General features: G+C 71.3%; 28 protein-coding genes. 13 read left to right on the top strand and 15 right to left on the bottom strand.

Annotated features, from left to right (window positions below; all coding sequences use genetic code 11):
- Positions 1-2 precede the first annotated feature (2 nt).
- A complete protein-coding gene (gene nifJ, locus N865_RS11885) occupies positions 3-3,581 on the top strand; it encodes a pyruvate:ferredoxin (flavodoxin) oxidoreductase (RefSeq protein WP_034806024.1) in 3,579 nt (1,192 codons plus the stop codon).
- Between the two features lie 5 nt (positions 3,582-3,586).
- Positions 3,587-4,618, top strand: coding sequence for a dihydroorotate dehydrogenase-like protein (locus tag N865_RS11890; RefSeq protein WP_034806099.1), 1,032 nt, complete (start codon positions 3,587-3,589; stop codon positions 4,616-4,618).
- 12 nt (positions 4,619-4,630) lie between these two features.
- Here N865_RS11890 and N865_RS11895 read toward each other — a convergent pair whose 3' ends face one another.
- Positions 4,631-5,056, bottom strand: coding sequence for a YciI family protein (locus tag N865_RS11895; protein ID WP_051510498.1), 426 nt, complete (start codon positions 5,054-5,056; stop codon positions 4,631-4,633).
- Between the two features lie 281 nt (positions 5,057-5,337).
- Here N865_RS11895 and N865_RS11900 point away from each other — a divergent pair, with 281 nt between their 5' ends.
- Positions 5,338-5,796 carry a hypothetical protein gene (locus tag N865_RS11900; protein WP_157557670.1) on the top strand — a complete coding sequence of 153 codons (459 nt, stop codon included), beginning with the start codon at positions 5,338-5,340 and terminating at the stop codon, positions 5,794-5,796.
- 65 nt (positions 5,797-5,861) lie between these two features.
- Positions 5,862-6,311, top strand: a complete 450-nt coding sequence (locus tag N865_RS11905; protein ID WP_034806030.1) for an SRPBCC family protein — start codon at positions 5,862-5,864, stop codon at positions 6,309-6,311.
- Between the two features lie 32 nt (positions 6,312-6,343).
- Here N865_RS11905 and N865_RS11910 read toward each other — a convergent pair whose 3' ends face one another.
- Positions 6,344-6,703: a DUF488 domain-containing protein gene (locus N865_RS11910; protein ID WP_084328170.1), complete on the bottom strand. Its 360-nt coding sequence runs from the start codon at positions 6,701-6,703 to the stop codon at positions 6,344-6,346.
- 71 nt (positions 6,704-6,774) lie between these two features.
- Here N865_RS11910 and N865_RS11915 point away from each other — a divergent pair, with 71 nt between their 5' ends.
- From N865_RS11915 to N865_RS11930, 4 genes are all read left to right on the top strand, one after another.
- Positions 6,775-8,310: a molybdopterin-dependent oxidoreductase gene (locus tag N865_RS11915; RefSeq protein WP_034806032.1), complete on the top strand. Its 1,536-nt coding sequence runs from the start codon at positions 6,775-6,777 to the stop codon at positions 8,308-8,310.
- 106 nt (positions 8,311-8,416) lie between these two features.
- The gene (locus N865_RS11920) at positions 8,417-9,037 is read left to right on the top strand and encodes a fasciclin domain-containing protein (protein WP_034806034.1); all 621 of its coding nucleotides are present in this window, start codon (positions 8,417-8,419) and stop codon (positions 9,035-9,037) included.
- A gap of 43 nt (positions 9,038-9,080) precedes the next feature.
- Positions 9,081-9,683, top strand: coding sequence for an ECF RNA polymerase sigma factor SigK (gene sigK / locus N865_RS11925; RefSeq protein WP_034806037.1), 603 nt, complete (start codon positions 9,081-9,083; stop codon positions 9,681-9,683).
- Entirely contained in the window at positions 9,680-10,504 is an 825-nt protein-coding gene (locus tag N865_RS11930; protein WP_034806038.1) for an anti-sigma factor, read from the top strand. Before sigK ends, N865_RS11930 begins: the two co-directional genes overlap by 4 nt.
- 91 nt (positions 10,505-10,595) lie before the next feature.
- Here N865_RS11930 and N865_RS11935 read toward each other — a convergent pair whose 3' ends face one another.
- The 5 genes from N865_RS11935 to N865_RS11955 form a co-directional block, all read right to left on the bottom strand.
- Complete coding sequence (locus N865_RS11935) at positions 10,596-10,847, bottom strand: hypothetical protein (RefSeq protein WP_034806040.1); 252 nt, start codon at positions 10,845-10,847, stop codon at positions 10,596-10,598.
- Positions 10,848-10,906: 59 nt separating this feature from the next.
- On the bottom strand, positions 10,907-11,698 hold the full coding sequence (locus N865_RS11940; protein ID WP_034806042.1) for a methyltransferase family protein: 792 nt from the start codon (positions 11,696-11,698) through the stop codon (positions 10,907-10,909).
- 48 nt (positions 11,699-11,746) lie between these two features.
- Positions 11,747-12,778 (bottom strand): alpha/beta fold hydrolase, encoded by a 1,032-nt coding sequence (locus tag N865_RS11945; RefSeq protein WP_245603740.1) that lies wholly within the window; start codon positions 12,776-12,778, stop codon positions 11,747-11,749.
- 90 nt (positions 12,779-12,868) lie between these two features.
- A complete protein-coding gene (locus tag N865_RS11950; protein WP_034806044.1) occupies positions 12,869-13,570 on the bottom strand; it encodes a hypothetical protein in 702 nt (233 codons plus the stop codon).
- Positions 13,567-14,982 (bottom strand): chloride channel protein, encoded by a 1,416-nt coding sequence (locus tag N865_RS11955; RefSeq protein WP_084328172.1) that lies wholly within the window; start codon positions 14,980-14,982, stop codon positions 13,567-13,569. Before N865_RS11955 ends, N865_RS11950 begins: the two co-directional genes overlap by 4 nt.
- Positions 14,983-15,124: 142 nt before the next feature.
- On the opposite strand from N865_RS11955, the gene N865_RS11960 reads away from it, so the two are divergent.
- Positions 15,125-15,406, top strand: coding sequence for an ASCH domain-containing protein (locus N865_RS11960; protein WP_051510499.1), 282 nt, complete (start codon positions 15,125-15,127; stop codon positions 15,404-15,406).
- A 42-nt stretch (positions 15,407-15,448) separates the two neighbouring features.
- On the opposite strand, the gene N865_RS11965 is transcribed toward N865_RS11960, so the two are convergent.
- The gene (locus tag N865_RS11965; protein WP_034806046.1) at positions 15,449-16,951 is read right to left on the bottom strand and encodes a hypothetical protein; all 1,503 of its coding nucleotides are present in this window, start codon (positions 16,949-16,951) and stop codon (positions 15,449-15,451) included.
- 266 nt (positions 16,952-17,217) lie between these two features.
- On the opposite strand from N865_RS11965, the gene N865_RS11970 reads away from it, so the two are divergent.
- Positions 17,218-17,598 (top strand): YybH family protein, encoded by a 381-nt coding sequence (locus N865_RS11970; RefSeq protein WP_034806050.1) that lies wholly within the window; start codon positions 17,218-17,220, stop codon positions 17,596-17,598.
- A 276-nt stretch (positions 17,599-17,874) separates the two neighbouring features.
- Here the strand turns inward: N865_RS11970 and N865_RS11975 are convergent, their stop codons facing one another.
- Complete coding sequence (locus N865_RS11975) at positions 17,875-18,558, bottom strand: hypothetical protein (protein WP_034806052.1); 684 nt, start codon at positions 18,556-18,558, stop codon at positions 17,875-17,877.
- Positions 18,559-18,649: 91 nt separating this feature from the next.
- Here N865_RS11975 and N865_RS11980 point away from each other — a divergent pair, with 91 nt between their 5' ends.
- On the top strand, positions 18,650-19,393 hold the full coding sequence (locus N865_RS11980; RefSeq protein ID WP_034806055.1) for a hypothetical protein: 744 nt from the start codon (positions 18,650-18,652) through the stop codon (positions 19,391-19,393).
- A 92-nt stretch (positions 19,394-19,485) separates the two neighbouring features.
- Here the strand turns inward: N865_RS11980 and N865_RS11985 are convergent, their stop codons facing one another.
- Positions 19,486-19,767, bottom strand: coding sequence for a hypothetical protein (locus tag N865_RS11985; protein WP_034806058.1), 282 nt, complete (start codon positions 19,765-19,767; stop codon positions 19,486-19,488).
- A 172-nt stretch (positions 19,768-19,939) separates the two neighbouring features.
- Between N865_RS11985 and N865_RS11990 the strand changes: the two genes are divergently transcribed.
- The gene (locus N865_RS11990) at positions 19,940-20,362 is read left to right on the top strand and encodes a hypothetical protein (protein ID WP_034806059.1); all 423 of its coding nucleotides are present in this window, start codon (positions 19,940-19,942) and stop codon (positions 20,360-20,362) included.
- A 70-nt stretch (positions 20,363-20,432) separates the two neighbouring features.
- Positions 20,433-21,086: a vWA domain-containing protein gene (locus tag N865_RS11995; RefSeq protein ID WP_034806061.1), complete on the top strand. Its 654-nt coding sequence runs from the start codon at positions 20,433-20,435 to the stop codon at positions 21,084-21,086.
- On the opposite strand, the gene N865_RS12000 is transcribed toward N865_RS11995, so the two are convergent.
- The 5 genes from N865_RS12000 to dgoD all read right to left on the bottom strand — a co-directional run bounded on the left by N865_RS12000 (position 20,993) and on the right by dgoD (position 25,755).
- A complete protein-coding gene (locus N865_RS12000; protein ID WP_084328174.1) occupies positions 20,993-21,655 on the bottom strand; it encodes a gluconokinase in 663 nt (220 codons plus the stop codon). The genes N865_RS11995 and N865_RS12000 overlap by 94 nt on opposite strands.
- Positions 21,645-22,871, bottom strand: coding sequence for a D-mannonate dehydratase ManD (gene manD, locus N865_RS12005; protein WP_034806063.1), 1,227 nt, complete (start codon positions 22,869-22,871; stop codon positions 21,645-21,647). Before manD ends, N865_RS12000 begins: the two co-directional genes overlap by 11 nt.
- A 102-nt stretch (positions 22,872-22,973) precedes the next feature.
- The gene (locus tag N865_RS12010) at positions 22,974-23,927 is read right to left on the bottom strand and encodes a sugar kinase (protein WP_034806065.1); all 954 of its coding nucleotides are present in this window, start codon (positions 23,925-23,927) and stop codon (positions 22,974-22,976) included.
- Positions 23,924-24,598: a bifunctional 4-hydroxy-2-oxoglutarate aldolase/2-dehydro-3-deoxy-phosphogluconate aldolase gene (locus N865_RS12015; RefSeq protein WP_051510507.1), complete on the bottom strand. Its 675-nt coding sequence runs from the start codon at positions 24,596-24,598 to the stop codon at positions 23,924-23,926. Before N865_RS12015 ends, N865_RS12010 begins: the two co-directional genes overlap by 4 nt.
- Positions 24,599-24,606: 8 nt before the next feature.
- Complete coding sequence (gene dgoD, locus N865_RS12020) at positions 24,607-25,755, bottom strand: galactonate dehydratase (RefSeq protein ID WP_034806066.1); 1,149 nt, start codon at positions 25,753-25,755, stop codon at positions 24,607-24,609.
- Between the last annotated feature and the right edge of the window lies 1 nt (position 25,756).

A 25,756-nucleotide genomic window follows, 5' to 3' on the forward strand; every position in this document is an offset into this window, starting at 1 on the left:
CCATGCGCGTCACCATCGACGGCAACGAGGCGGCGGCAGACGTCGCCTACCGCCTCAACGAGCTCTGCGCGATCTACCCGATCACCCCGTCGTCGACGATGGCCGAGCTCGCCGACGAGTGGTCGAGCCACCATCGACCCAACGTCTGGGGGACGGTCCCGACGGTCATGGAGATGCAGAGTGAGGGCGGCGCCGCCGGGGCCATGCACGGCGCCCTCCAGGGCGGCGCACTGAGCACGACGTTCACGGCCTCGCAGGGGCTGCTCCTCATGATCCCCAACATGTACAAGATCGCGGGGGAGCTCACCTCCACCGTCTTCCAGGTCGCCGCGAGATCCATTGCTGCACAAGGGCTCTCGATCTTCGGTGACCACTCCGACGTGATGGCCGTGCGGCAGACCGGCTTCGCGCTGCTCTCGTCGGCATCGGTCCAGGAGGCGCACGACCTCGCCCTCGTCGCCCAGGCGGCCACACTGCGCACGCGCGTTCCCTTCGTCCACTTCTTCGACGGTTTCCGCACGTCGCACGAGCTCAACACGATCGAGCTGCTCCCCGACGACGTCCTGCGCGCCCTCGTGCCCGAGCAGCTCGTGCGCGAGCACCGCCTGCGTGCGCTCACCCCGGAACGGCCCTTCGTCCGCGGCACCGCACAGAACCCCGACGTCTACTTCCAGGCGCGCGAGACGGTCAACCCGTTCTACAGCCGCACCCCGGGTGTCGTGCAGTCGGTCATGGACGAGCTGGCCTCCCACACGGGGCGGGGCTACCGGCTGGTCGAGTATGCCGGTCACGACGCTCCCGAGGTCGTCGTCGTCTGCATGGGGTCGGGTTCGCAGACGGTCCGCGAGACCGTGGCCCACCTCGTCGCCGGGGGTGCTCGGGCCGGCGCGCTCCAGGTGCGGCTCTATCGGCCCTTCCCGGCGTCCGAGCTCGTCGCTGCGCTGCCGGCCGGGGTCCGGCGGGTCGCGGTGCTCGACCGGACCAAGGAGCCCGGTTCCAACGGCGAGCCGCTCTTCCTCGACGTCCTGACGACGCTCTCGGAGGCGCACCAGCGCGGCGACCTCATGACGATGCCGCAGGTCGTCGGCGGGCGCTACGGCCTGTCGTCCAAGGAGCTGACCCCGGGCATGGTCTGCGCGGTCTTCGACGAGCTCTGGGAGGAGCGCCCCCGGTCCCGCTTCACGATCGGGATCACCGACGACGTCGGCGGCACGAGCCTGCCCTGGGACCCCGACCTCGTCATCGAGGACCCGAAGACGCTGCGGGCCGTGTTCTACGGGATCGGCTCCGACGGGACGGTCGGCGCGAACAAGAACACGATCAAGATCCTCGGCTCCGACCCCGACGTGCACGCCCAGGCCTACTTCGTCTACGACTCGAAGAAGTCGGGCGGGCTCACCGTGTCCCACCTGCGCTTCGGCCCGCACCCGATCCGGGCGCCCTACCTCGTGTCGAAGGCGCACTTCGTCGGCTGCCACCACCTCGGCCTGCTCGAGAAGATCGACGTCCTCGCGAGCGCGGGCGAGGGGGCGACGCTCCTGCTCAACGCACCGCAGCCCGCCGCCGAGGTCTGGGACGCGCTGCCGAGGCCGGTCCAGCAGCAGGTCATCGACAAGAAGCTCACGGTCTGGGCCATCGACGCGGACACGGTCGCCCGGGAGGCCGGCCTGCCCGGTCGCACCAACACCGTCCTGCAGACCTGCTTCTTCGCGATCTCCGGCGTGCTCCCGCGCCAGTCCGCGATCGAGAAGGTCAAGGCCGCGATCCGCAAGACCTACGGCCGCCGCGGCTCGGAGGTCGTCCGGCGCAACGAGGCCGCCGTCGACGCGACCCTCGCCGCCCTCCACGAGATCCCGGGGCCGGCGGCGATCACGACCGATCGCGAGCCCGAGCCCGCGGTCCCCTCCGACGCACCGGAGTTCGTCCGGACCGTCACCGCGGCGATGATGTCCGGCCGGGGGGACGAGATCCCGGTCAGCGCCCTGCCCGTCGACGGTACGTATCCGAGTGGCACGACGGCATACGAGAAGAGGCGGATCAGCGACCTCGTCGCGACGTGGGACCCGGACATGTGCATCCAGTGCGGCAACTGCAGCTTCGTCTGCCCGCACAGCGTCCTGCGGGCGAAGTACGTCGGCGAGGACGCCCTCGCCGAGGCGCCCGGGAGCTTCGCCACGGCGCCCCTCGACGCCGTCGGGCTCCCGGACACCCGCTACACGCTGCAGGTCTACGCCGAGGACTGCACCGGCTGCGCGCTCTGCGTCGAGGCGTGCCCGGTCAGCCCGGTCGGCGAGCCGCATCGCAAGGCGATCAACCTCGAGCCGCTCGAGCCGCAGGTGGAGGCGCAGCGCGCCAACGTCGCCTTCTTCGAGTCGCTCCCGGTCAACACGCGCTCCCGGGTCGACTTCGGGACGGTGCGCGGGACACAGTTCCTCCAGCCGCTCTTCGAGTTCTCCGGCGCCTGCTCGGGCTGCGGCGAGACGCCCTACCTCAAGCTGCTCACCCAGCTCTTCGGCGAGCGTGCGACCGTCGCCAACGCGACGGGCTGCTCCTCGATCTACGGCGGCAACCTTCCGACGACGCCGTGGGCCAAGAACGCCGACGGCCGGGGCCCGGCCTGGTCGAACTCCCTCTTCGAGGACAACGCCGAGTTCGGCCTCGGCCTGCGCCTCGCCGCCGACCTGCACACGAGGCTCGCCCGCGAGCGCTTGCACGAGCTGCGGGACGTCGTCGGGGCCGAGCTCGCCGACGCGATCCTCGACGCCCGCCAGGTCCGCGAGTTCGAGCTGACGGCCCAGCGCGAGCGGGTCGCCGAGCTGCTGCGCCGCCTCGCCGACATCGGCGACCTCGGCGGACCTGCCGTCGCTGACCTGCGGAGCGTCGCCGACCACCTCCTGCGACGGAGCATCTGGATCGTGGGCGGCGACGGCTGGGCCTACGACATCGGTTCCGGCGGCCTCGACCACGTCCTCGCTTCGGGCCGCGACGTCAACGTGCTCGTCCTCGACACCGAGGTCTACTCCAACACCGGCGGGCAGTCGTCCAAGGCCACCCCTCTCGCCGCGGTGGCGAAGTTCGCCTCCGGCGGCAAGGCCACCGCCAAGAAGGACCTCGCTCTCCAGGCCATCGCCTACGGCAACGTCTATGTCGCGCGGGTGGCCATGGGCGCCGACCCGCACCAGACCCTGACCGCGTTCCGCGAGGCGGAGGCCTACGACGGGCCGAGCCTCATCATCGCCTACAGCCACTGCATCGCCCACGGCATCGAGATGAGCAAGGGTCTCGACCAGCAGTACCGCGCGGTCGCCTCGGGGCACTGGCCGCTCGTCCGCTACGACCCGACCGTGCGGGCCCGGGGGGGCAACCCGTTCCAGCTCGACTCGCCGCGGCCGCGCATCCCGCTCGGCGACTACGTCTACAACGAGCTGCGCTACCGAATGCTGCGCACCTCGGACCCCGCGGAGGCCGAGCGCCTGCTCCGGCTCGCGCAGGAGGCCGTCGACCAGCGGTGGGCGACCTACGAGGAGATGGCGACCCGACCGCCCGCCCGGTATGCCGCCGACGCCCGAAGGAGGCGGTGACCCTCGTGACCGACCTGACCAGCCACTACCTCGGGCTCGCCCTGCGCAACCCGGTCGTCGCGAGCGCCTCGCCGCTCTCCCTGCACCTCGACGGCGTCCGGGCGCTCGCGGACGCCGGTGTCGGCGCCATCGTCCTCTACTCGCTCTTCGAGGAGGAGGTGAACCGCGAGCAGCTGCACGACCTGCGGATCGTCGAGGCGCACGAGGACGCGTTCGGCGAAGCCCTCAGCTACTTCCCGCGCCAGCACCTGCCCGAGCCGGGCGCGGCCCACCACTACCTCAAGCAGATCGAGCGGGCGGTCGCCACCGTCGACGTCCCCGTCATCGCCAGCCTCAACGGCAGCACGCCGGGCGGCTGGGCCGGCTTCGCAGCGTCGATGGAGTCGGCCGGAGCGGCGGCCGTCGAGCTCAACATCTATGCCGTGCCGGGTGACCCGCACACGTCGGGCCGGGTCGTCGAGGACCGGCACGTCGAGATCCTCCACGCGGTCAAGGCGGTCGTGGACGTCCCGGTCGCCGTGAAGCTGAGTCCCCACTTCAGCTCCGTCGGCGAGCTCGCCCTCCGGCTCGACCGGACGGGGGCCGACGGGCTCGTCCTCTTCAACCGCTTCCTCCACCCCGACGTCGACCCCGAGACGCTGACCGTCGAACCGGGGGTGACGCTCTCCACGCCGCAGGAGGCTCGGCTCCCGCGGGCGTGGATCGCGATCCTCCACGGCCACGTGGCCGGTTCGCTCGCGGCGACCACCGGGGTGGAGACGGCGGAGGACGTCGCGGCCTACCTCCTCGCCGGCGCCGACGTCGTCATGACCGCCTCCGCCCTGCTGCGCCACGGCACCACGCACGCCACTGCGCTCGTCGAGGGGCTGGAGAGCTGGATGGAGCGCAAGGGGTTCGCGTCCCTCGCGGACGTGCGCGGGAGGCTCGCGGTGCCCCGGGACGCCGACCCGACGGCATACGAGCGGGCCGGGTACGTGGCCGCCCTCGAGAGAGGGCGGGCCACGTACGGCTCGTTGACCGGCGTCGTCGACCGGTGACGAGCGCTCAGGTCACTGAGGTGCGGGGTGGCCCTGCGCGACCTCGATGTCGTGGGCGGCCTGTTGGGCCTGCACGTCCTCGGGGAGGTCCTCGAACTCCATGACGCGCCGGATCTCGACCGAGACCTCGTCGAACATCGAGGCGAACCGCTCGGCGAGCTCGACCGCCTGGGCCTTGGAGTCGACGTTGATGAGGGCGAAGCCGCCGATGACCTCACGCGCTTCGGCGAACGGGCCGTCGGTCACCGAGAGGCCGCCTCCGCTGGCCTTGCGGACGATCGCGCCCTCGTCGCTCTTGTGGACGCCCTCGGCCGCGAGCAGGACGCCCTTCTCGGCGACCTCGGTCATGAACACGCCCATCGCGTCGACGAACTCGGGGCTCGGGTTCCACGCCTCGGGGTGGCTCTCGTCGAGCTTGTGGATCAGCAGGTAGCGCATGGGCGTCTCCTCGTGTCGGTTCGGTCTCGGCCGGGTGGGGTCCCAGCCTGCACCATGACGTCGAGCGACAGTCGCCCACCTCGACACGACTTCCCGTTCGATGTATCTGCGCACCCTGTGGCTCGCGCCGATACATCGACCCAGGAGGGACCGCTTGGCGCACGAACCTTGACAGCCTTGTCGGCACGCGACCAACCTTGAGGTGAACGGTGGAGCCGAACGTCCCGAGGAGCAGTCGGCGCCTCGGGCGCCTCCCGACACTCGCCACAGGGGGCGATGTGATGGCGCACCACGAAGTCAGTCGGCAGTCCCGCGCGATCAGGGTGTTCGCGGCTGTCGTGGTCGTCGTCGCCCTGACCGGGGCGCAGAAGAGCTGTCAGACGATCGCCCAGAGCAGTTCGAGCAAGGCCACCGTCAAGAGCACGGCCGAGAGCAACGGCGGCAGCAATGCAGACAGCAAGGTGCAGAGCTCCGCGGTCGTCTACACCGTGACCTCCGACGCAAGCATCAAGAGCGTCACCTTCCTCGACTCGAACGGCAAGAAGGTCACGCGGACCGACGTCGGCACGTCGTGGTCCGGGTCGGGACCCTCTGATCACGGCACGGTCCTCGTCTCGGCGACGACGAGTGACGGCAGCACGATGATCAAGTGCTCGGTGACGGTGCACGGCAAGGTCGTGCAGCGGGCGAGCGCCGTCGGCAACGGCTCGACCACCGTCGTCTGCCGCACTTCCTACTGAGGCGCCCCCGCTGGTCCGGCCGCGGCGGGCGCACGCCACGGCCGTTCAGTGGGGATGATGGACGGGTGGCCCACTTCGCCGTCCGCATCCTCTCGCCGCTCCCCGCCGACCAGGCGTGGGCACGCATCCTCGACCTCCGCGCGCACAGCGCCGTCATCCCCTTGACGACCCTGACGGGGGACATCCTGTATGCCGCTGGGCTCGTCCCCGGGTCGCGCTTCGTCGCGCGCACCGCCCTCGGTCCGATCGGCTTCGACGACAGCATGGTCGTCGACGAGGTGACGCAGCCGACCGCTGGACATGGAGCCTGGGCGCGGATCCGCAAGGAGGGCAAGGCGATCCGCGGCCTCATCGAGCTGACCATCACGCCGCAGGGCACCGGATCGCGCGTCGAGTGGTCGCAGGACATCTCCGTGCGTGGCATCCCTCGCGTCTTCGACCCGGTCGTCGCCCGAGTCGCACGAGCGGCATACGGCACGACCCTGCGCAAGCTCCTCGCTCGCACTCCCGCGTAGCCCGGCCGCGGGGCCGTCAGGCCGTGCCGCGCTCAGGCGAGCTCGGACAGGACCTTCGTCAGGACGGCGAGATGCGAGAGCTCGATCGCCGTGGTCGACGTCAGCAGCGTGAGCGGACCGCCGGGCTCGACCGCGTCGACGACGGCCCGGAGGGCGGCCTGCCCCTCGGGCGTGTCGAGCTCGGCGCGGTAACGGGCCTCGAACTCGTCGAACCGCTCGGGATCGTGCGCGTACCACTGGCGGAGCTCGTTCGAGGGGGCGACCTCCTTGGCCCACAGTGCGACGTGGGCCCGCTCCCTGGTGATGCCCCGTGGCCAGAGCCGGTCGGCGAGGACCCGCGTCCCGTCGTCCGGTGACGGCTCGTCGTAGACGCGCTTCGTGCGGAGCTCCACCTGACGACGGTACCGAACCCCCAGAGGTGGGTCGACCAATCCGGGACGGCGCTCGCGGCGAACCCCTGCGCATGAGACTCGCCCGCCACGCCCTGACCGGGATCCTCGCCGCCGTGGCGGGGATCGCGGCCGGCCATCTCGTCGCGGCAGTCGTCGACCCGGCGGCCTCGCCCGTGCTCGCGATCGGCTCGACGGTCATCGACCTGACGCCGACACCGGTCAAGGAGTGGGCGGTCGCCCGCTTCGGGACGGCCGACAAGGCGGTCCTCGAAGGCTCGGTCCTCGCCGTGACGCTCGCCGCCGCGGCGGTCGCGGGCGTCCTGTCCCGGCGGCGCCCGTGGCTCGGCGCGGCCCTCCTCGCCGCCCTCGTCGTCCTCGCGGGCGCCGCAGCGGCGTCCCGGCCCATGGCCGAGCCGATCGACCTGCTGCCGGCCGTCGTGGCCCTCCTCGTCGGCGTCGCGACCCTGCTCGGTCTCGGCCGTCTCGCTGGGCGGTCCGCCAGCGAGCCCCGAGCGCGACGCGACCCGAGTGCGGAGGCCGGCCCGGCGGCATACGCGGGACGTCGCGGTTTCGTCCTCGGGGCCGCAGGCGTCACCGTCGCAGCGGCCCTCGCCGGACTGGCCGGCCAGGTGCGGAGCGGCGCACAGAGCGCCAGGCGGCTCGCCCTCCCACGTCCCGCACAGCCTGCGCCAGCTCTACCGGCAGGGCTCGAGCGGACCGTCCCCGGCATCTCACCGCTGCAGACCCCGACCGCGCGGTTCTACCGGGTCGACACCAACCTCGTCGTTCCGCCTGTCGACGTCGACCGCTGGACGCTCAGCGTCGACGGCATGGTCGAGCGGCCCTTCTCGCTGACCTTCGCCGAGCTCGCCGCGATGCCGCTCATCGAGCGCGACATCACCCTCACGTGCGTCTCCAACGAGGTCGGCGGCGGCTACGTCGGCGCCGCCCGCTGGCTCGGCGTGCGCCTCACGGACGTGCTTGGTCGGGCCGGGGTGAGGGGCCGGCCCGACCAAGTGCTCAGCACGGCCGTCGACGGGTTCACCATCAGCACGCCGCTCGCCGCCATCCGTGACGGCCGCGACGCGATGATCGCCATCGGGATGAACGGCGCCCAGCTGACCGACGTCCACGGCTTCCCCGCCCGACTCGTGACGCCCGGGCTCTACGGGTTCGTCGGCGCCACGAAGTGGCTCACCAGGCTCACCCTCACGACGTATGCCGCTGAGCAGGCCTACTGGACGAGGCGACAGTGGGCGACCGAGGCCCCGATCAAGACGAGTGCCCGCATCGACACGCCCGCACCGCTGTCGACGATCCGGGCCGGGCGCACGGCGATCGGCGGCGTCGCGTGGGCCCAGCACCGCGGCATCGGCACGGTCGAGGTCCGCATCGACGGCGGGCCGTGGCAGCCGGCCCGGCTCGGGCCCGACATCGGCGTCGACTCCTGGCGGCAGTGGTACCTGCCGTGGGACGCGGCGCCCGGCCTGCACCGCCTCTCCGTGCGGGCCATCGACCTGCGCGGGAATCCCCAGCCGACCGAGAGGGCCACGCCCTTCCCGAACGGCTCGAGCGGCATACAGGAGGTCGTCGTCACCATCGAGTGAGACGCCACCCGGCCGGAAAGAACTCAGCCCCAGACCAATCCGATACGAGCACGGCACCGAACCCCTTCTGACACTGCCCGCCACACCCTCCCAAGGAGTGAATGACATGAAGACCCGCACCACGCTCGTCGCCCTCGCCCTCGCCCTGCCGCTCGGCCTCGCCGCCTGCAGCACCTCCACCGAAGCCGCCTCGACGCCCCCGAGCGCGACGGCCACCGGCTCGATGACGTCGAGCGACGCGATGGCCGCCCCGGCATCCCAGGTCTTCGGCGAGGCCTGCTCGGCCGTGCCGAAGGACGGCAAGGGCTCGTTCAGCGGCATGGCGACCGACCCCGTGGCCACCGCTGCGAGCAACAACCCGCTCCTGTCCACGCTCGTCACGGCGGTCAAGCAGGCCGGGCTCGTCGACACCCTCAACTCGGCCCCCGAGGTGACGGTGTTCGCGCCGACGAACGACGCCTTCGCCAAGATCCCGGCCGACACCCTCAAGAAGGTCCTCGCCGACAAGCCGACGCTGACGAAGATCCTCACGAACCACGTCGTCGCCGGCAAGATCGCCCCCGACCAGCTCGCCGGCACCCACAAGACGCTTGCCGGCACCGAGCTCACCGTGGAGGGGTCGGGCCAGATGTTCACCGTCGGCAAGGAGAAGGCCAAGGTCCTCTGCGGCAACGTGCCGACGGCGAACGCCACGGTCTACATCGTCGACACCGTCCTGCTGCCCTGAGCGGCCGGCGCCAAATCCCTCCCACTCAGCCAGAATGAGTCCCATGTCGCGTTTCTCCGTGGTCTCCTCCGGCGAGCCGTCGCCGGAGGAGACCGCCGGGCCGGCCCTGCTCGCGGCGCTGCTCAGGCGTGCGGCGGGCGGGGACGAGGCGGCCTTCGCCGAGCTCTACGACGAGGTGTCCCCGCGGCTCTACGGCCTCGTCCGCCGGGTCGTGCGTGACCCGGCCCAGTCCGAGGAGGTCGCCCAGGAAGTGTTCCTCGAGATCTGGCGTCACAGCGCACGCTTCGACCCGGCCAGGGGCAGCGCCCTCTCGTGGATGATGACGATCGCCCACCGCAGGGCCGTCGACCGGGTCCGCTCGGCCGAGGCGGCGCGCGGGCGTGACGACAGCTACGGCGCCGCCACCCACGACGTCAGCCACGACTCGACCGCCGAGGCGGTCGTCCAACGGCTCGACGCCGAGCGCGTCCACCGCGCGCTCGACACGCTCACGGAGGCCCAGCGCGGAGCGCTCGAGCTCGCCTACCTCTCCGGCTACACCCACACGGAGGTGGCGACCCTGCTCGACCTGCCACTGGGCACCGCGAAGACGCGGATCCGGGACGGACTCATCAGACTTCGGGACACGTTGGGGGTGACCTCATGAGCGACGACATCCACGCGCTCTCCGGTGCGTATGCCGTGGACGCCCTCGACGACGTCGAGCGGGCCCGGTTCGAGCGGCACCTCGCCAACTGCGAGGCATGCCGGGCCGAGGTGGACAGCCTGGCCGCCGCCGGGGCCGAGCTCTCGGCCATGACGGTGACGCCGCCGCCGCCGTCTCTCAGGGACGCGGTGCTGCGCGACATCAAGACCGTGCGTCCGCTGCCTCCGGTGTCCGGCGACGTGACCACGGTCGCCGGGGATCCGGGCGACGCCGGTCCGGGCGCGGAGGTGCCTGGTGCCGAGGTGGTCGGCGCCGAGGTGCCTGGTGCCGACTCGGTGCCGGGGCTGGCCAATCGGCCCGATCGGCGAGCGCCGCGCTGGTCGGGGCCGTGGCGCGGCCTCGTGGCAGCGGCCGCGGCGGCGGTCCTGCTCATCGGTGGGGTCACGGTCTACCGGGCCACGACCCAGGAGCCCCGCCGGACGGTCGCCGAGCAGGTTCTTGCGGCGCACGACGCGACGAGGGTGACCAAGGACTTCCCGGGCGGGGCCAACGCGATGTTCGTCCGGTCGCCGTCCCTGCACAAGGCGGTCGTCGTGACCTCGAGGATGCCGTCGCCACCGAGCGGCAAGGTCTACCAGCTCTGGCTGCAGGACCGTTCCGGCAAGCTCACCTCCGCCGGGCTCATGCCGGACCGGGCCGACCAGGTCGTCGTCCTCGACGGCGATGCTGCCGGTGCCACCGGGGCCGGGATCACGGTCGAGCCGGCCGGCGGTTCGGCCCAGCCGACGAGCCAGCCGATCGCCTTCGTCTCGTTCGCGTGATGCCTCCCGGTTCGATGTCCTCGGCGGTCAACCGTGACCGTGGAAGACATCGAACCGGGGGCACGGCGCCGATCGCCGGCTCAGCCTCGACTCATCGATGGTCTGGACCGGGGGCCTCGGGGGTCTCTCCGTTGGCGACCGCCTCGACCCAGTCGATGGCTGCATCCGAGAGGGAGAATCCGGACGGTCCCTTCTGACCGACCCACCAGGCGTCGGACGTGACATCCCCGCCCGCCCGCGCGATCTCCTCGACGACGTGGGGCGGCACGACGTCGCCGTTGTTCGCGATGAGCCACTCACGCGTCGACGGCTGCAGGGCGGGCCACCACTGCTCGATGGACATGCCACCCAGTGTGGCACCCGCGCCTGTCCGCCTGGTCCCGCTCGCGGATCGGGACGGGCTCAGCGGGGATGTTTCTGCTGCGAGCCGACGGGCGAAGCAGCTCGGGGAGCGACCGCGCGGCGCCGGAGGCGCACGCCGGGCACGAGCGCCGGGACGTGGGCGGCATACTCCTCGTAGGCCACGCCGAACTCCCGACGGAGGTCGCGCTCCTCGAAGAAGATCCCCACGGCGACGTAGCCGGTCGCCGCGAGCGCGAACAACAGATGGGCGGCGCCCATCCGCGGTGTCGCCCAGAATGCGAGGAGCAGTCCCGTCATCAACGGGTGGCGCACGACGCCGTAGAGGCCACCGACCCGCAGGGTCGTGGTCGCCTCCGTGTCCCGAGCGGCCACCCAGCCCGCCTGCCGCAGGCCGACGAGCTCGAGGTGGTCGACCGCGAACGTCGACACGATGGCGACGACCCAGCCCACCGCGCAGAGGGACCACAGCAGGGTCGCGGCCGCGCCGTCCACGCGCCAGACCTGCCCGCCCCACGGCTGCCAGAGCACCAGCAGCAGGACGAGGCAGAGGTCGGTGGCGAGGACGTATGCCGTCCGCTCGAGCTCCGCGGGGATGCGCCGGCCCAGCCACGACTTCACCCGACGACGGGCCATCACCGAGTGCTGGGCGGCGAAGAGCAGGAGGAGGAGCAGGTCGACGGCGATCGCTCGGGGGGCCGTCGTGCGGGCGGGTCCGTCGACGGTCCGGGGGACGATGACGTCAGCGAGGAAGGCCATCGTCCACAGCGTGACGGCGACGAAGCCGAACCAGCCGAGCGCTGACAGGGCGAGATGGGCGGGGCGTCTGTGCATGCCTCCATGGTCCGGAGACCCGCGTGGCGAAGCAGCCGTGGAAATACCTCACTCGTGAGGTCCGGTCGCGACGTACCAGGCGGCCACCTGGGAGCGCGACCGGAACCCGAGGCGCAACCGGATCCGTTCCACGTGCGACTCGGCCGACCGTTCGGTGATGCCCAGCCGCTCGGCCAGCTGACGGTTCGTCAGGCCCTCGGCGACGAGGGCGGCGACCTCCGTCTGGCGGGCGGTGAGCCCGGTCGGCATCGAGCTCCTGAGGCGGCGCAGCCCGAGGAAGCGACGGATCTCGGCGACCACGGACTCCGCATCGCCGATCGCGGGCAGATGTGAGCGACCCTCCAGCTCCACGAGCTCTGCGCCCGGGATCGCTGCGGCGAGGGCCCTGCCCTGACTGACCGGGGCGGCCCGGTCTGCGATCCTGTGCAGCACGACCGTCGGCGCCTGGATCCGCGGAAGGGCCGCGCGCACGTCCATGTCGTAGGCGAGGCGCAGCAGAGCGACCGCGGTCTCTGCGGAGGAGGCGGCACGCTGGTAGCCGGCGAGCCCGAGCCGCGTGCCGGCATCCGCCTCGGGGGCGAAGAGGTCGGTGAGCAGGTCCGAGCCCAGACCCCAGTGGGTCGCAAGGAGCCCGAGGATGTGCCGCCGGCTGTCCTCGTCACCGATGGCGGCGCCGGTGGCCCAACCGCCGTACAGCACCAGCCGCGAGACGGTGTCGGGGCGGTCGGCGGCCCACTGGGCGGCGACCGCCGCCCCCATGGACCAGCCCAGGACGTCGAAGCGGTCCATGCCGACCGCCTCGGTCACCGCGGCGATCGTGGCGAGCTCTAGCTCCATCGTGCGCGGGCCCTCATAGGGATCAGAGAGCCCGCAACCGGGTCGGTCGTAGCGCACCAGGGTGCGACCGGAGGACAGCGACTCGTGGAACACGCGATCGGCAGGGATGGCCCACCCGAGCTCGAGGTGGCTGAGCCATCCGGGCGCCACGAGCAGGAACGGCCCCGATCCGGTCAGGGCGTAGGCCACCCGTCCTTCATCGCCGAGACGCGCCATCCCCAGGCGCTGGGCCTCTGCCGCCACGCCACCAGTGAACCTCAGGACGGTGGCCCGCACGTGCGTGACGCGATGACCCACGCTTGACGGCTCGCCCGCCGAGCCCGAGGTCTTCGGTCAGGCGGAGGTCGCCGCAGTGGCGCTCGCGACCTCCCGACGCCAGGTCGGGAACATGAGTGCCGCGCCGACGAGGAAGCACACGGCGCCCCAGAAGGTTCCCGCGACGGCGAGGCGCGTGCTCACCAGGGCGTCGGTGGTCGGCATGACATAGCCGGCGATAGCCGAGGCCATGAAGAGCACGGAACCGAGCAGGTTGACCCAGGCGATCCGCCACGGGAACGACCGGGGCTCGAAGCTGAAGAACCGTCGTGAGACCGCGAGCACGGCGAAGACGCTCGAGACGAGGAACAGCACCGACCCGTAGAGGTCCGGGCGCCACACGTAGCGGTCGGACTCGGCGGCCGTCGCGTTGTGGGTGAGGGCGGCGATGGTGCTGACGTTGAAGAACACCGTGCCCGGGAACTGGATGGCCGCGGCAAGCCAGCTGCGGTCGTGCGGGAGCCAGCCCCACAGCCGCACCCGGGCGGGGTCGTGCTGGGTGACCTCGTCGACAGCGGTCGCGGCGGGGCTTTGCGCCTGCACAAGCTGGAGGTACGAGGCGCCCGTGAAGAAGACCGACCCGACGACATAGGTGATGCCGTCCACCCAGCCGCCCGTCGCATTCGCGTATGCCGGCACCGAGCCGATCACGAAGCACGCCGAGCCGATCATGAAGAGCCAGGCGATGGTCGCGTTCAGGCGGTGCGGTCTCGCCCTCATCCGGCCGGCTCCCGCTGGGCAGCCGGCTGGTCCGGACCGGGTGTGGGCAGCACGGCAGTGACGACGAACGACACGACCACGGCCACGACCACCTGGGGCGTGATCTTGAGGCCGTCGGTGCCCATCAACAGGGTGGCGAGCAGCACCGAGGTGAGGGGCAGCCGGAGCATCGCGCAGCACGTGGCGCCGATCCCCATGCCGATGGCGGGAGCGAGGTCCATGCCGGGCAGCCCGCTCACGGCGATGCCCAGTACGGCCCCGATGAACATGGCGGGAAACACCGGGCCACCGCGGAAGGCGCTCAGCGACAGACCGTAGGCGAGGGCCTTGAACAGCCCGAGGAGCAACAGCACGCCGAGCGAGTAGTTGGCGGCATTCGCGACAAGCCCGGGCAGGGCGCTCTGCCCGGAGAAGAGGACCTGGCTGAACTCGCGCCCGGTGGTGACGGCATACGCCGTGGCGCACAGGCCGATGAGCAGCCCCAGTCCCACAGTCACGGGGACCCGGTTGCGGTGGACGAGGGGCCGAACCGTGAGAGCGAGCCACCGGATCGCCCAGCCGAGCAGTGCGCCGAGAAGACCCACGGGGAGCGCCCACAGGATGGAGGCGATCGTGGGCTCGACTCCGGGCGGCACGGTGGTGAGTGCGAGCGAGAAGCTGCCGAGCCCCGTCCAGGAGTTCATCCCGACGAACACGAGGGCGCCGATGCCGGAGGCGAGCAGGCCCGGGAGCGCGACGAGGCTGAGGGTCGCCCCGGCGATGCCGGCGGCCTCCATGATGAGGAAGGCACCGAGCAGGGGCGAGCCGAGCAGCGTGCTGACGGCCGCGAAGCTCCCGGCCGAGGCCATGATGGTCACCGCCATCGGCGGAGCGTCCTTCTTCACCAGGCGCACCGTGAGGGCCGCGAGGCCGCCACCGATCGCGATGAGAGGCGCCTCCGGGCCGAGGACCGCCCCGAGGCTGAGCGTGGCGAGCGACGCGAGCACGATGCCGGCGAGGTCCCGACTCGCTGCCGGGCCCGACCCCGTCGTGAAACCCAGGGCTGGAGAGTGGCCCGCGGTGCCGGGAAGGTGGCGGATCGTGAGAGACACCAGCAGTCCGCAGAGCATGAGCCAGGGGACCGGCCACCAGGCCGGGGTGCCACCACTGAACAGGTCGGCCGGGAGGGTGACGAAGAGGTAGGTCTGGATCTCGCCCACGAGCGCGAGGAAGCCGTAGGCGATGGCCGAGATCGGGATGCCGAGCAGGGCAGCGAGCACCAGCGCGGACAGGTAGGCCCTGGACCGGACGATGCTCGCCGGGTCGAGGCTGGTCGGTGCGCCGGGTGGCGCCTTCGCGTCAGTCAGCTCGATCCGCCTCCTCGGGCGAGGGTCTCGCGCTCGTTTCTGGACATGCGTTCGTCCGGCCAACATAATCCGGCTCCACCGTCCGGCGCTGACGATCCGCCAAAGACCGTGCCGTGCGGCTCGTCTGCCGCGGGGAGCCGGTCGTGGCCGTATGGCGGACGCGCTGCCGCGACATGCGCCGGCCGCGCCGACGTAGCGTGGTGCGGTGATGTTCAGTCGGGAGCTCCGCGACGCCGTGGCGCGAGGCGAGATCACGGTCTCGATCCGCCTGTGGAGCCGCCCGCAGGTCAAGGTCGGTGGCCGCTACCCGACCGCAGGCGTGCTGATCGAGGTCGACTCACTCGACGTCCTGCCGTTCTCCGCGGTGACCGAGGACGACGTGCGCGCCTCCGGCGAGACCGACCGCGAGACCCTGCGCGAGCGAGCGGCTCACTCGGGCCCGATCGACGACGCCACCCTGGTCTACCGGGTCGAGTTCCACGTCGTCTGAGCCGAGGGCCAGGCGCCGATGTATCTCCTGGGGTGCGCTGCCTCAGAGCCAGCCGGGCGGCGTGGGCACGATGATGCCGACGATGGCATGGCCTGATGCGGCGGTGCCGAGGTGGACGACCGAGTCGGACTGCGGGTGAGCGGCCAGCTCGCGGCACTCAAGGCCCTTGCACCACCGCGGCAGGATGCCGCCCTGCTCCTGGCGCACTGCCATGAACATGGTGCTGGCCATGAGCCGGCCGTCACGGGTGTTGCGGACCCGCGGGTCCTGGTAGACGACGACCGTCGGCGGCGCCATCCCCATCGTGCGCGCGGTCGCGGCCTCCGCGATCGCGGCATACTGCATCCGCGTTGCCTGGTGCTGGCCGATGTCGGCGCGCCACGACAGCACCCCGCCGACGGCGAGCACCGCCAGCAGGAGGGTGGCCGTGCGCTCGACCCACGAGCCACGCGTGCTCGGCGCGTCGACCCGGGGTCGCCTTTCGACCAACAGGAGGGAGACGGGCAGCACCGCGAAGAGCCACGTCCAGAGCTGGCCCCTGGCCTCCGTGACGATGCCGGTCGCGAGCGTCTGCGCGGCGTCGAGTCCACAGGCGACACCGAAGGCCACGAGAAGGCGCTGCAGACGAGGACGGACCGTCGCGTCCCGCCAGCCGAGGGCGATGGCGACGAGACCCACGAGCGCGACCCACCACTGGGTGGTCCAGAGGGACCCGGCGGCATCGAGCCAGCGACCCGTGTTGACCAGAAGGGCGTCGAGCGAGGTCAGCGGGTTGGGTTGGCGCCAAGAAGCAACCTTGAGCCCGAAGTGCTGGTTGACGATCCAGTTCAAGGTGTAGGCGACGCCGACCCCGAGGCCGAAGGCCGCCACCCAGGTTCCGACCACCGCGAGCAGACGGCGCCACGGGACGTCGCCCAGGAACACGATGGCGAACGCCAGCAGGACGACACCGACCGGGGGGTAGGTGAGCACGGCGGCGACCCCGACAGCGAGGAGCCACAGTCTCAGCCTCGCGCCCGAGCGAGCCGCCCAGGGCAGCACCCAGATCGCCGTGGCAGCCACGATGATCGACGGCGTGAGCGCGCCCGGCCAGTAGACCAGCTGGACCCAGACCGCCGAGGCGAAGAGCGCGATCCCGAGGAGGACGTCGACGACCGGCCCGGGGCGGACCCCGGAGAGGTGGAGCACGCGCCACATGCCCGCTACGAGAACGGCGTAGCCGACGGCATACGTGAGCGCCGCGGTCGTCGGGGTGCCGTGCTGCCCGATGACGAACCACCACGCGGTGTCGAGCCAGCGGCCTTCGCTGATGTTGTAGTAGGACGGCGGGGCCACGCCACGCGTCCGGTCGGGCAGCAGGAACGTCCAGTCGTCCTGCCGGATGAACGGGGTGACCGCCTGTGCGAACCCCTGGGTCAGCAAGGAGGCGACCGCGAGGGTCAACGGGACGAGGACGAGGCGCCGGGGCCGGGGGTCGAGGAGCCGCGTCCGCCGGACGGTATCGGCGGGGGCAAGAGTCTGCGTCGCCATGGTCGAGTCGCTCACGTGGTCGGGAGGTCACGGACGGTCAGCCCGTGATCGTTCGACTGTAACGATCCCAGACCGGCCCAGATCCTCCCAAGGCGGTCTCAGAACCGCAACGGGCCGCCGAGGACATCGGCCAGGACGCGCTCCCCGGAGCGGAGGGCGATGGTCGAGAACCGCCCAAGGCAGATGGGTCTGTGCCTTCGGCCGGTCCGACCACCACAATGGTCGTGACGGCCACACGGTCGGACTGCCGACAGGGCTCCGGCCCGGCAAGGGTGAGTGACATGGAGCCTCGGTCGACGTTCGAGGAGCTGGACATCCGAGCTGCAGAGCGTCGGTTGGAGCGTGCCCTCGAAGCGGACGACCCCACCGCCTGGGTCCTCGAGTACACCGAGGACGCGGTGTTCGACGGGGGTGGCGAACACGCCGTGGTGGGCCGCGAATCGCTGCTCGCGATGGCCAGTTCCATGCGGCCGTTGCGGATGGTGTCGATCCGACCGCTGCGCACCGAGGGTCACGGCGACCTCGCGGTGGTATGGGCGCAGGCGTCCTGGGTCAGCGGGGATCCCGGGAGCGAGCCGACGACGGTGAACGTGCGGGGACTCATCGTCTGGAGGAGAGACGCCGACGGCACCTGGCGCGTGGCGATGGAGCACATCAGCTGACCATGAGGTCATGGAGTCACGCAGTCGCCACCTCGGTCATGCGCTCGTGTGACGCAGGTCCGAGCCACGCAACGCTCGGCAATGGCGGCCCATTCGGCATCGATCACCAGGCCTTCGCCTGCCTCGATGACCCGTCGCGCGAAGGAGTCGACAAGGGCCGATTCCAGCGGAAGCCCCTCCAGCCCCGACGGCACGAGGTGGGCGTAGCGATGGGCGACCCGGTCGTAGGACTCGCGCGCCTCTGCGACCCATGACCCGTGCGGCACGGAATGCACCCTATCCAGGACGGGGAGCCCTTCCCGGTCGGGCTGATGCGGGCGTTCTGGCGAATGATGGGAGCCGCCTGACCATGACTGCCCCCAAGACCATCCATTCGAGTCCGATGATCAGGGTCGGCAGCTCGAAGAGCCGCTCGTTGATGTCCTTCATCAGCGCGCTCGACGCGATCAACGGGATGATTGAGATGGCAACGGACATCGGGAAGTTCTTCCACCCGCCGGGCAGGGAGGCCGTCCGTCGAACCACGATTCCGACAAGGAGGAGTCCGAGGATCGAGCCAAGAGCCGACAGCGTGATGAACGGGGTGAGCACGGTGACGGTGTCTCCCGTCGGGGTCCATTCGGCTGGACCCAGGAACAGCCCGAGCACGGACACGAGGGCGCACAGCTCCGCAATGCCTGCAGACGTCAATCCGGAACGGGCCAACCTTGAGCGGTTGCCGTCGAGCGATCCGTACAACCCGATGACGGCGATCGGAAAGAACACCGGGGCGACCTCGTAGACGACTGGCGGCTGAAACCTCGCAATCATGAGACAGGCGGCCTTGAGGGCCCAGAACAGCCCACCGACCATCGCCGCCAGACCTCCAGCAAACGCCAACCGTGTGGATCCATTCACGACAAACACCCCCGCCTGCCCGTCTGAATCGAAGACCCGCTCTGTGTCGCCGACGACGACCACGGGCTGCTGTGCGACCCGCGTATTTCGTTTTGCCGGAACTCATCCGTGCCGGAGACTCGATAGCGTCCTTCGATGCTAAGGGGAGGCACCCATGCCGAGGTACCGCCAGATCATCATCGCGACCCTGTTCCTCAGCGTGACCGCTTGCGCCGGGCCCCCGACCTCTCCCGAGGTGTCAAGAACGCCGTCTCATGCGAGCTCGAGTGCGAGCAAGGCGGCGTCCTGCTCCAACCCGGGCGGTGGAGACTGCCTCGGGGACCTTGCCGCCGGCACGTACGGCACGAGGCAGTTTCGCCCTGGCTTCTCGTACACCGTGCCCCCCGGATGGCGCAATGACGAGGATCTCCCAGGCAACTTCTTCCTGTATCGCAGTAATGACCCGCAGAGCGGTGTCGTGGGCGGCAGCTACCTCGGGATCTACCAGAATGTCCGGGCAGCCGCGATCGACTGCTCCGAGGCCGCCCAGCCCGGCGTAGGGATCACGCCAGGGCAACTCATCGTCTGGTACCAAACCATTCCTGGCCTGGTCGTGTCGTCTCCCAAGTCGGTGACCGTGGGGGGTCTATCCGGTTTCCAGATCGACCTGGCGCTCAAGCCCGGCACCAGAGCCTGCTCCTTCGAAGGGCATCCGGGCATCCCGCTCGTCATCGGAAACGGGGTGTCCGAACTGCACCATGTCATTCTGCACGAGCTCGACGTCCGCCTGATCATTCTCGATTGGAAGAATGGGAATGTGGTCCTCGAGATCACGAGTGTCAAGGACCGGGTTTCAAGCGAGGAGTATCGCGCCACAGTCCAGCCGATCGTCGACTCCCTGCAGTTCGAGGTGACGTAGGGACCCACCGACTTCGAGCGGGCCAGCCAAGCCCCCAGACGTGGCGGACCCGACCGAAGCGGTGTGTGAGCCTCCGGGCTGAACCTCCGTCCTTATCGGTGCGAGACCTGGAAGCAGGCCACGTCGTACTGCGAGGACTCGCTGTAGTGCTGGCCGCCGATCCCGCCGGCCACCGAGTTGATGCCCGGCTCGTTGAACGGCGACCCCGGCGACGAGCTGGCGTGGCCCGGGGTGGTGCCACCCGCGGCCTCGATGTCCTGACAGGACTGGCTCGGCGGTCCGGTGCCGCTGGGGTTGGCGGCCGCTGAGGCCTGCGCGGCCCCCGCGAAGAAGATCGCTCCGAGGGACAGCAGGGCGACGATGACAGTGCGCATGATGACTCCTTTGTCGGAACCCCCTGCCTCTGGGAAGACGAGCCGGGGCGGCTCGGGGTTCACCTCCTGAGACCCCCGGCACGCCCCGACCTCGGCCCCAACCCCGACGCCGGCTCTAGCAAGCAGCGCCTCGAGTATTGCGGTGCCGCAGTTACTGCGCCTATGGTGAGGAATGGCCACCACCCGACGACCCGTTCCCGGCAGCCCGGGCGACCCCGTCGCAGCAGCCCTGCGTGCCACGACCTCCGCGCTCTCCGGCGTCGACCCGAGCCGCCCGAGCGAGGCCCTCCCGCTCATGCGCGCCGCCCAGGAGCACCTGACCCGGGCGATCGACGAGGCGATGGCCGCCGTCCTCCTCTCCGAGGGGGGCACGATCCGCACGGCCGGGCAGCTCGCGGGCCTGTCCGAGAACGCCGTGGGACCGCGCCTCGCGCGCACGACCCAGCTCGCGGCATACGGCTCGGAGTCCGGACGCGTGACCGCGGCGGGCGTGGAACGAGCCCGCTACGACCTCGAGGAGGGCAGGCATCGGGACGCCTCCGCCCTCGGCGAGGCGCCCCGGCCGCTGCGCTTCCGCGCGCGACGCCCCACCTGAACACCACGAGACCACCGCAGACCCAGCACCACCCGGCACGACCCTCGCGCCGGCCACCGAAGGGGGAGACATGACCAACCCGAACCTGACGCACCTCTACTTCCTGCTCGACCGGAGCGGGTCGATGGAGTCGATCAAGGACGACACCGAGGGCGGTTTCAACGCGTTCGTCGCCGAGCAGCGCGCCACCGCGGGCGAGTGCCGCGTCACCCTCGCACAGTTCGACAACGAGTACGAGGAGGTCTACCGCGACCGGCCGATCGCCGACGTGCCGCGGCTCGAGCTGCGCCCCCGCGGCATGACCGCCCTGCTCGACTCCATCGGACGCCTCGTCTCCGAGGCCGGCGCGCGCCTCGCGGCGCTCCCGGAGGACGAGCGGCCCGGCAGCGTCGTCGTCGGCATCATGACCGACGGCCACGAGAATGCCTCACGCGAGCTGACCCACGCCACCGTCAAGGCGATGATCGAGCGCCAGACGAAGGAGTACGGCTGGCAGTTCCTCTACATGGGGGCCGACCAGGACGCGATCGAGGTCGGGGCGAGCATCGGCGTCGCGCCGGAGCACTCGATGACCTACAGCCGCGGCAAGGTCGCCGCGATGATGGCGGCGGCGTCCGGCAACATCGGGCGCTACCGGACCGCGCGCGCGGCCGGCCTGTCCGCCTCGGAGGCGGGCGAGCTCATGACGTTCAGCGAGGAGCAGCGGCACGCGTCGTCGGACTGAGGGGGAGCGCCCCGGCGGAGTCCGAGCCCCTCGACGGCTCGGTCGACGAGCTCGGACGGCGAGAGCGCCACGTCGAGCACGAGACCCGACTCGTCGGCGCCGAGCGGCTCGAGCGTCGCGACCTGCGAGTCGAGCAGGCTCGTCGGCATGTAGTGCCCCGCCCGTGAGGACATCCGCCCGCGGATCACGTCGGCCGAGCCGTCGAGGTGGACGAACTCGACGATCGGCAGCCCCTCGGCGAGGACCGTGCGATACGCCCGCTTGAGGGCCGAGCAGGAGATGACGGTCGAGCGCCCTTCCGCCGCTCGGGCTCCCATCCAGCCCGCGAGGTCGCGCAGCCACGGCCACCGGTCCTCGTCGTCCAGGGGTATGCCGGCCCGCATCTTCTCGACGTTGGCCGGCGGGTGGAACTCGTCCCCCTCGGCCATGACGAACCCGGTGGCGGCGGCGACACCCCGCGCCACGGTCGTCTTGCCGCACCCGGACACACCCATCACGACGACGTGCCGCGTCCGCAGCGGCTCACACGTCGGCTCACACGTCGGCTCAACCGTCGCCTCACCAGTCATGGACGGTCCCGTCCTTGAGACGGTTGAACGGCAGGTATGCCGGCTGGTACGGGAAGCGGGCCGCTGCCTCGACGTCGATGTCGACGCCGAGACCCGGCTCGTCGCCCGGGTGCAGGTAGCCGTTCTCGAAAGTGAACGACTGGCTGAACACCTCGTTCGTCAGCGGCCCGTGCTGCATGTACTCCTGGATCCCGAAGTTGTGGATCGCAAGGTCGAGGTGGAGCGCTGCGGCCATGCCGACCGGCGAGATGTCCGTCGGGCCGTGGATGCCGGACTTGATCTGGTACTGCGCTGCGAAGTCGAGCAGCTTGCGCATCGCCGTGATGCCGCCGGTGTGCGTCACCGCCGAGCGGACGTCGATGAGCTGCTCGCGGATGAGGGTCTGGTAGTCCCAGACCGTGTTGAAGATCTCGCCGATCGCGAGCGGCGTCGTCGTGTGCTGGCGGACGAGGCGCAGCGCCTCCTGGTTCTCGGCCGGGGTGCAGTCCTCGAGCCAGAAGAGGTCGTAGGGCTCGAGGTCCTTGCCGAGGCGGGCGGCCTGGATCGGGGTCATCCGGTGATGGCCGTCGTGCAGGAGCGGCAGCTCGGGACCGAACTCGTTCCGGACCGCCTCGAACACCGTGGGGAGGTGGCGGAGGTAGGCGCGGGTGTCCCAGTCCTCCTCGGCCGGAAGAGGGGTGCGGCGGGCCGGCTCGTAGTCGTAACGGCCGCCGTAGGCCTCGGCCTGGGCCGCGACACCGTAGACGGCGTTGATGCCGGGGACCGACGTCTGGACGCGGATGGACCGGTAGCCGAGCTCGAGGTGCTTGCGGATCGAGTCGAAGAGCTCCTGCGTGTCCCGGCCGGACGCGTGCCCGTACGCCATGATCCCGGTGCGGGAGGCTCCACCGAGGAGCTGGTAGAGCGGCATACCGGCGGCCTTGGCCTTGATGTCCCACAGGGCGACGTCGACGGCGGCGATCGCGGCCATCGTCACGGGCCCGCGCCGCCAGTAGGCCGACCGGTAGAGGAACTGCCAGGTGTCCTCGATCCGGTGTGGGTCGCGGCCGATGAGGAGCGGGACGACGTGGTCGGCGAGGTAGGAGGCGACCGCGAGCTCCCGGCCGTTGAGCGTGCCGTCGCCGACGCCGGTCAGCCCCTCGTCGGTCGTGATCCGCAGGGTGACGAAGTTGCGGTCGGGGCTGGAGACGATGACGTCGGCGGTGACGATCTTCACGCTGGGCCTTTCTGGGTGGTCGTGCGGTGGTCGTGCGGTAGTCGTGCGGTGGTGAGCTTCGGCGGGTCCGCCGGTCGGGCGGTGGTGCGGGGTCGTGCGCGGTCAGCGCACGGTGGCTCCCGGCCGGTGGCCGTGCAGGAGGGCGAGGTCGGCACGCGTCGGGGCGCCCTCCCAGTCCCCCTTCGCGGACACGGCGAACGCGCCCGCCTCGGCGCCGCGCCGCAGGCACTCGCCGGGGTCGAGCCCGTCGAGGACCCCCGAGAGGAAGCCGGCGGTGAACGCGTCGCCGGCACCGATGGGATCGACCGCGGTGACCGGGACGGCGTCCACGTCGACGCGACCGGCGACCGTGTGGACGCTCGCTCCGCGGGGCCCCCGCTTCACGGCCACCTGGACGACACCGTGCGCGAGCAGGCTCGCGACCGCCTCCTCCTCGGTCCCGTCCGCGACGAGGTCGAGCTCGTCGTCCGAGGCGATGACGTATGCCGCTCGGCGGGCGATCGGGGTCAGCGCCTCCTTCGCCTGCTCCCGGGTCCACAGACGGTTGCGGTGGTTCACGTCGAGCGAGACGAGAACGCCTGCAGCAGAGGCGGACTCGGCCACGGAGGTGACGCACTCGAGGGCCGACGCCGAGAGGGCCGGGGTGATGCCCGTCAGGTGGAGCAGCCGTGGCCGGGTCCTGGCGACCGCCGCGCCCACATCGGCTGGGTCGAGGGCCGAGCCGGCCGACCCGGTCCGGCGGTACTCCACCAGGGTGAGGTCGGCCGTCCGCTGCTCGACGAACATGAGCCCGGTCGGGCGCTCGACGTCGACGACGGCATACGTCGTGTCGACGCCCTCGGCACGCAGCTCACGCAGGACGAGCCGGCCGAACGGGTCGGCACCGACCCGGCCCGCCCAGGCGACGGAGTGGCCGAGGCGGGCGAGCCCGATGGCGACGTTGGACTCTGCCCCGGCCACCCGAGTCGTCTGGAGTCCTCCCTGGACGAGGGGTCCGTCGGACCGGAAGGCGACCATCGACTCACCGAAGGTGAGGACGTCGATCCCGGCGCTCATGATGAGATCCGTTGTGCGACAGCGATATACGAGCGGGCCCGCCGTCGGAGCGCCGCGAGGTCCCCGCCTGAGGCGGCATCACCCACGAGCGGACCGCCGACGCCGACGCCGATGGCACCGACGCCCAGGTACGCCGCGACGTCGTCAAGGCCGACGCCACCGACCGCGAGGAACGGGATGTCGGGGAACGGGTCGCGGACGGCCTTGAGGTAGGCAGGTCCGCCGACGGACGACGGGAAGAGCTTGACGGCCGACGCGCCCTGCTGCATCGCCGTCCACGCCTCCGTCGGGGTCAGCGCCCCAGCGGCGACGGGCAGTCCGCGGGCACTGGCCTCCGCGATCGACGGGGTGACGGCCGGGGTGACGACGAACTGCGCCCCGGCAGCCTCGACGTCGACGACGTCACCGGCCGTGAGGACCGTGCCGGCGCCGATGCTCGCCCCCGCGGGGACGTGCGGCCGGATCGCCTCGATCGCCCGAAGCGCGCCGGGTGTCGTCAGGGCGACCTCGACGAACCGGACCCCCTCCTCGAAGAGGGTCACGGCCGCCCCCACCGCAGCTGCTGTGTCCGTCCCGCGGATGATCGCCATGACCCGCGACGCCGTGAGGTCGGCGACGAACGAGCCGTGCTGCGCGTCCCCCGGTGGGCCCGCAGGTGTGCGTGCACCCATGACGCTGCTCACCACTCGGCGAACGAGCCGTCGGGGTGGCGCCACACCGGGCCGCGCCACGCGTGACCGCGCTGGTCCGCCGCGCGCACGGCCTGCTCGTCGACCTCGATGCCGAGGCCGGGGCCGGTGAGCCGCTCGATGTGGCCGTCCACGAACTGCAGGGGCGCGGTGTCGGCGACGTAGTCGAGGACCTCGGCGCCCTGGTTGTAGTGGATGCCGATGCTCTGCTCCTGGATGAGGAAGTTCGGCGTCGCGAACCCGACCTGGAGGCACGCGGCGAGGGCCAGCGGTCCGAGCGGGCAGTGCGGAGCGAGCTGGACGTCATACACCTCGGCGAGGGAGGCGATCTTGCGCGTCTCGGTGATCCCGCCGGCGTGCGAGAGGTCCGGCTGCGCGACGGCGATTCCCGCCTGGAGGACCGGGAGGAACTCCTGGCGGCTGTAGAGCCGCTCGCCGGTCGACACGGGCGTCGACGTCGACCGGACGACCTCGCCGATGAGGTGCGAGCTCTCCGGGACGACCGGCTCCTCGAGGAAGAAGGGTCGGTAGGGCTCGAGGAGCGGCGCGACCCGGCGGGCGTCGGCGAGGGTGAACCGGCCGTGGAGGTCGACGGCCACGTCACGGTGGTCCCCGAGGACCTCACGCGCGGCGGCGACCCGCTCGACGACCCCGTCGATCTCGGCCACCGTGGCGATCCGGCTCATCCGGCCCGAGGCGTTCATCTTGACCGCGGTCAGGCCCGCCTCGACCTGCTCACTGATGTGGTCGGCCACCTCGGAGGGCTCGTCGCCCCCGACCCAGCCGTAGACCCGGATCCGGTCGCGCACGGGACCACCGAGCAGCTGGTGCACCGGCGCGCCGAAGTGCTTGCCGGCGATGTCCCACAGCGCCTGGTCGAGGCCGGACACCGCGCTCGCCAGGATGGGGCCGCCCCGGTAGAAGGACCCCTTCGTCATGACCTGCCAGTGGTCCTCGATCCGGAGCGCGTCCTGCCCGACGAGCACCTCGGCGAGCTGGTCGACGGCGGTCCGCACCGTCTCCGAGCGGCCCTCGCACGTCGCCTCGCCCCAGCCGACGATCCCGCTCTCGGTCTCGACGCGGACGAAGAGCCAGCGAGGGGCGACGAGGAAGGTCTCGACCCTCGTGATCCGTTCCATC

The organism is Intrasporangium oryzae NRRL B-24470 (genome assembly GCF_000576595.1).
Classification (GTDB): domain Bacteria; phylum Actinomycetota; class Actinomycetes; order Actinomycetales; family Dermatophilaceae; genus Intrasporangium_C; species Intrasporangium_C oryzae.

Bases quoted from the DNA above. Each gene is read 5' to 3' on its own strand.
- nifJ (WP_034806024.1), top strand. From the start codon at position 3: ATGCGCGTCACCATCGACGGCAACGAGGCGGCGGCAGACGTCGCCTAC.
- N865_RS11895 (WP_051510498.1), bottom strand. From the start codon at position 5,056: ATGCGCTACCTGCTGATCCACAAGCTCGACGAGAGCCACCCCGAGGCG.
- N865_RS11900 (WP_157557670.1), top strand. From the start codon at position 5,338: ATGGCGCACCACGAAGTCAGTCGGCAGTCCCGCGCGATCAGGGTGTTC.
- N865_RS11915 (WP_034806032.1), top strand. From the start codon at position 6,775: ATGAGACTCGCCCGCCACGCCCTGACCGGGATCCTCGCCGCCGTGGCG.
- N865_RS11920 (WP_034806034.1), top strand. From the start codon at position 8,417: ATGAAGACCCGCACCACGCTCGTCGCCCTCGCCCTCGCCCTGCCGCTC.
- sigK (WP_034806037.1), top strand. From the start codon at position 9,081: ATGTCGCGTTTCTCCGTGGTCTCCTCCGGCGAGCCGTCGCCGGAGGAG.
- N865_RS11930 (WP_034806038.1), top strand. From the start codon at position 9,680: ATGAGCGACGACATCCACGCGCTCTCCGGTGCGTATGCCGTGGACGCC.
- N865_RS11935 (WP_034806040.1), bottom strand. From the start codon at position 10,847: ATGTCCATCGAGCAGTGGTGGCCCGCCCTGCAGCCGTCGACGCGTGAG.
- N865_RS11940 (WP_034806042.1), bottom strand. From the start codon at position 11,698: ATGCACAGACGCCCCGCCCATCTCGCCCTGTCAGCGCTCGGCTGGTTC.
- N865_RS11950 (WP_034806044.1), bottom strand. From the start codon at position 13,570: ATGAGGGCGAGACCGCACCGCCTGAACGCGACCATCGCCTGGCTCTTC.
- N865_RS11955 (WP_084328172.1), bottom strand. From the start codon at position 14,982: ATGTTGGCCGGACGAACGCATGTCCAGAAACGAGCGCGAGACCCTCGC.
- N865_RS11960 (WP_051510499.1), top strand. From the start codon at position 15,125: ATGTTCAGTCGGGAGCTCCGCGACGCCGTGGCGCGAGGCGAGATCACG.
- N865_RS11970 (WP_034806050.1), top strand. From the start codon at position 17,218: ATGGAGCCTCGGTCGACGTTCGAGGAGCTGGACATCCGAGCTGCAGAG.
- N865_RS11980 (WP_034806055.1), top strand. From the start codon at position 18,650: ATGCCGAGGTACCGCCAGATCATCATCGCGACCCTGTTCCTCAGCGTG.
- N865_RS11985 (WP_034806058.1), bottom strand. From the start codon at position 19,767: ATGCGCACTGTCATCGTCGCCCTGCTGTCCCTCGGAGCGATCTTCTTC.
- N865_RS11990 (WP_034806059.1), top strand. From the start codon at position 19,940: ATGGCCACCACCCGACGACCCGTTCCCGGCAGCCCGGGCGACCCCGTC.
- N865_RS11995 (WP_034806061.1), top strand. From the start codon at position 20,433: ATGACCAACCCGAACCTGACGCACCTCTACTTCCTGCTCGACCGGAGC.
- N865_RS12000 (WP_084328174.1), bottom strand. From the start codon at position 21,655: ATGACTGGTGAGGCGACGGTTGAGCCGACGTGTGAGCCGACGTGTGAG.
- N865_RS12010 (WP_034806065.1), bottom strand. From the start codon at position 23,927: ATGAGCGCCGGGATCGACGTCCTCACCTTCGGTGAGTCGATGGTCGCC.
- N865_RS12015 (WP_051510507.1), bottom strand. From the start codon at position 24,598: ATGGGTGCACGCACACCTGCGGGCCCACCGGGGGACGCGCAGCACGGC.
- dgoD (WP_034806066.1), bottom strand. From the start codon at position 25,755: ATGGAACGGATCACGAGGGTCGAGACCTTCCTCGTCGCCCCTCGCTGG.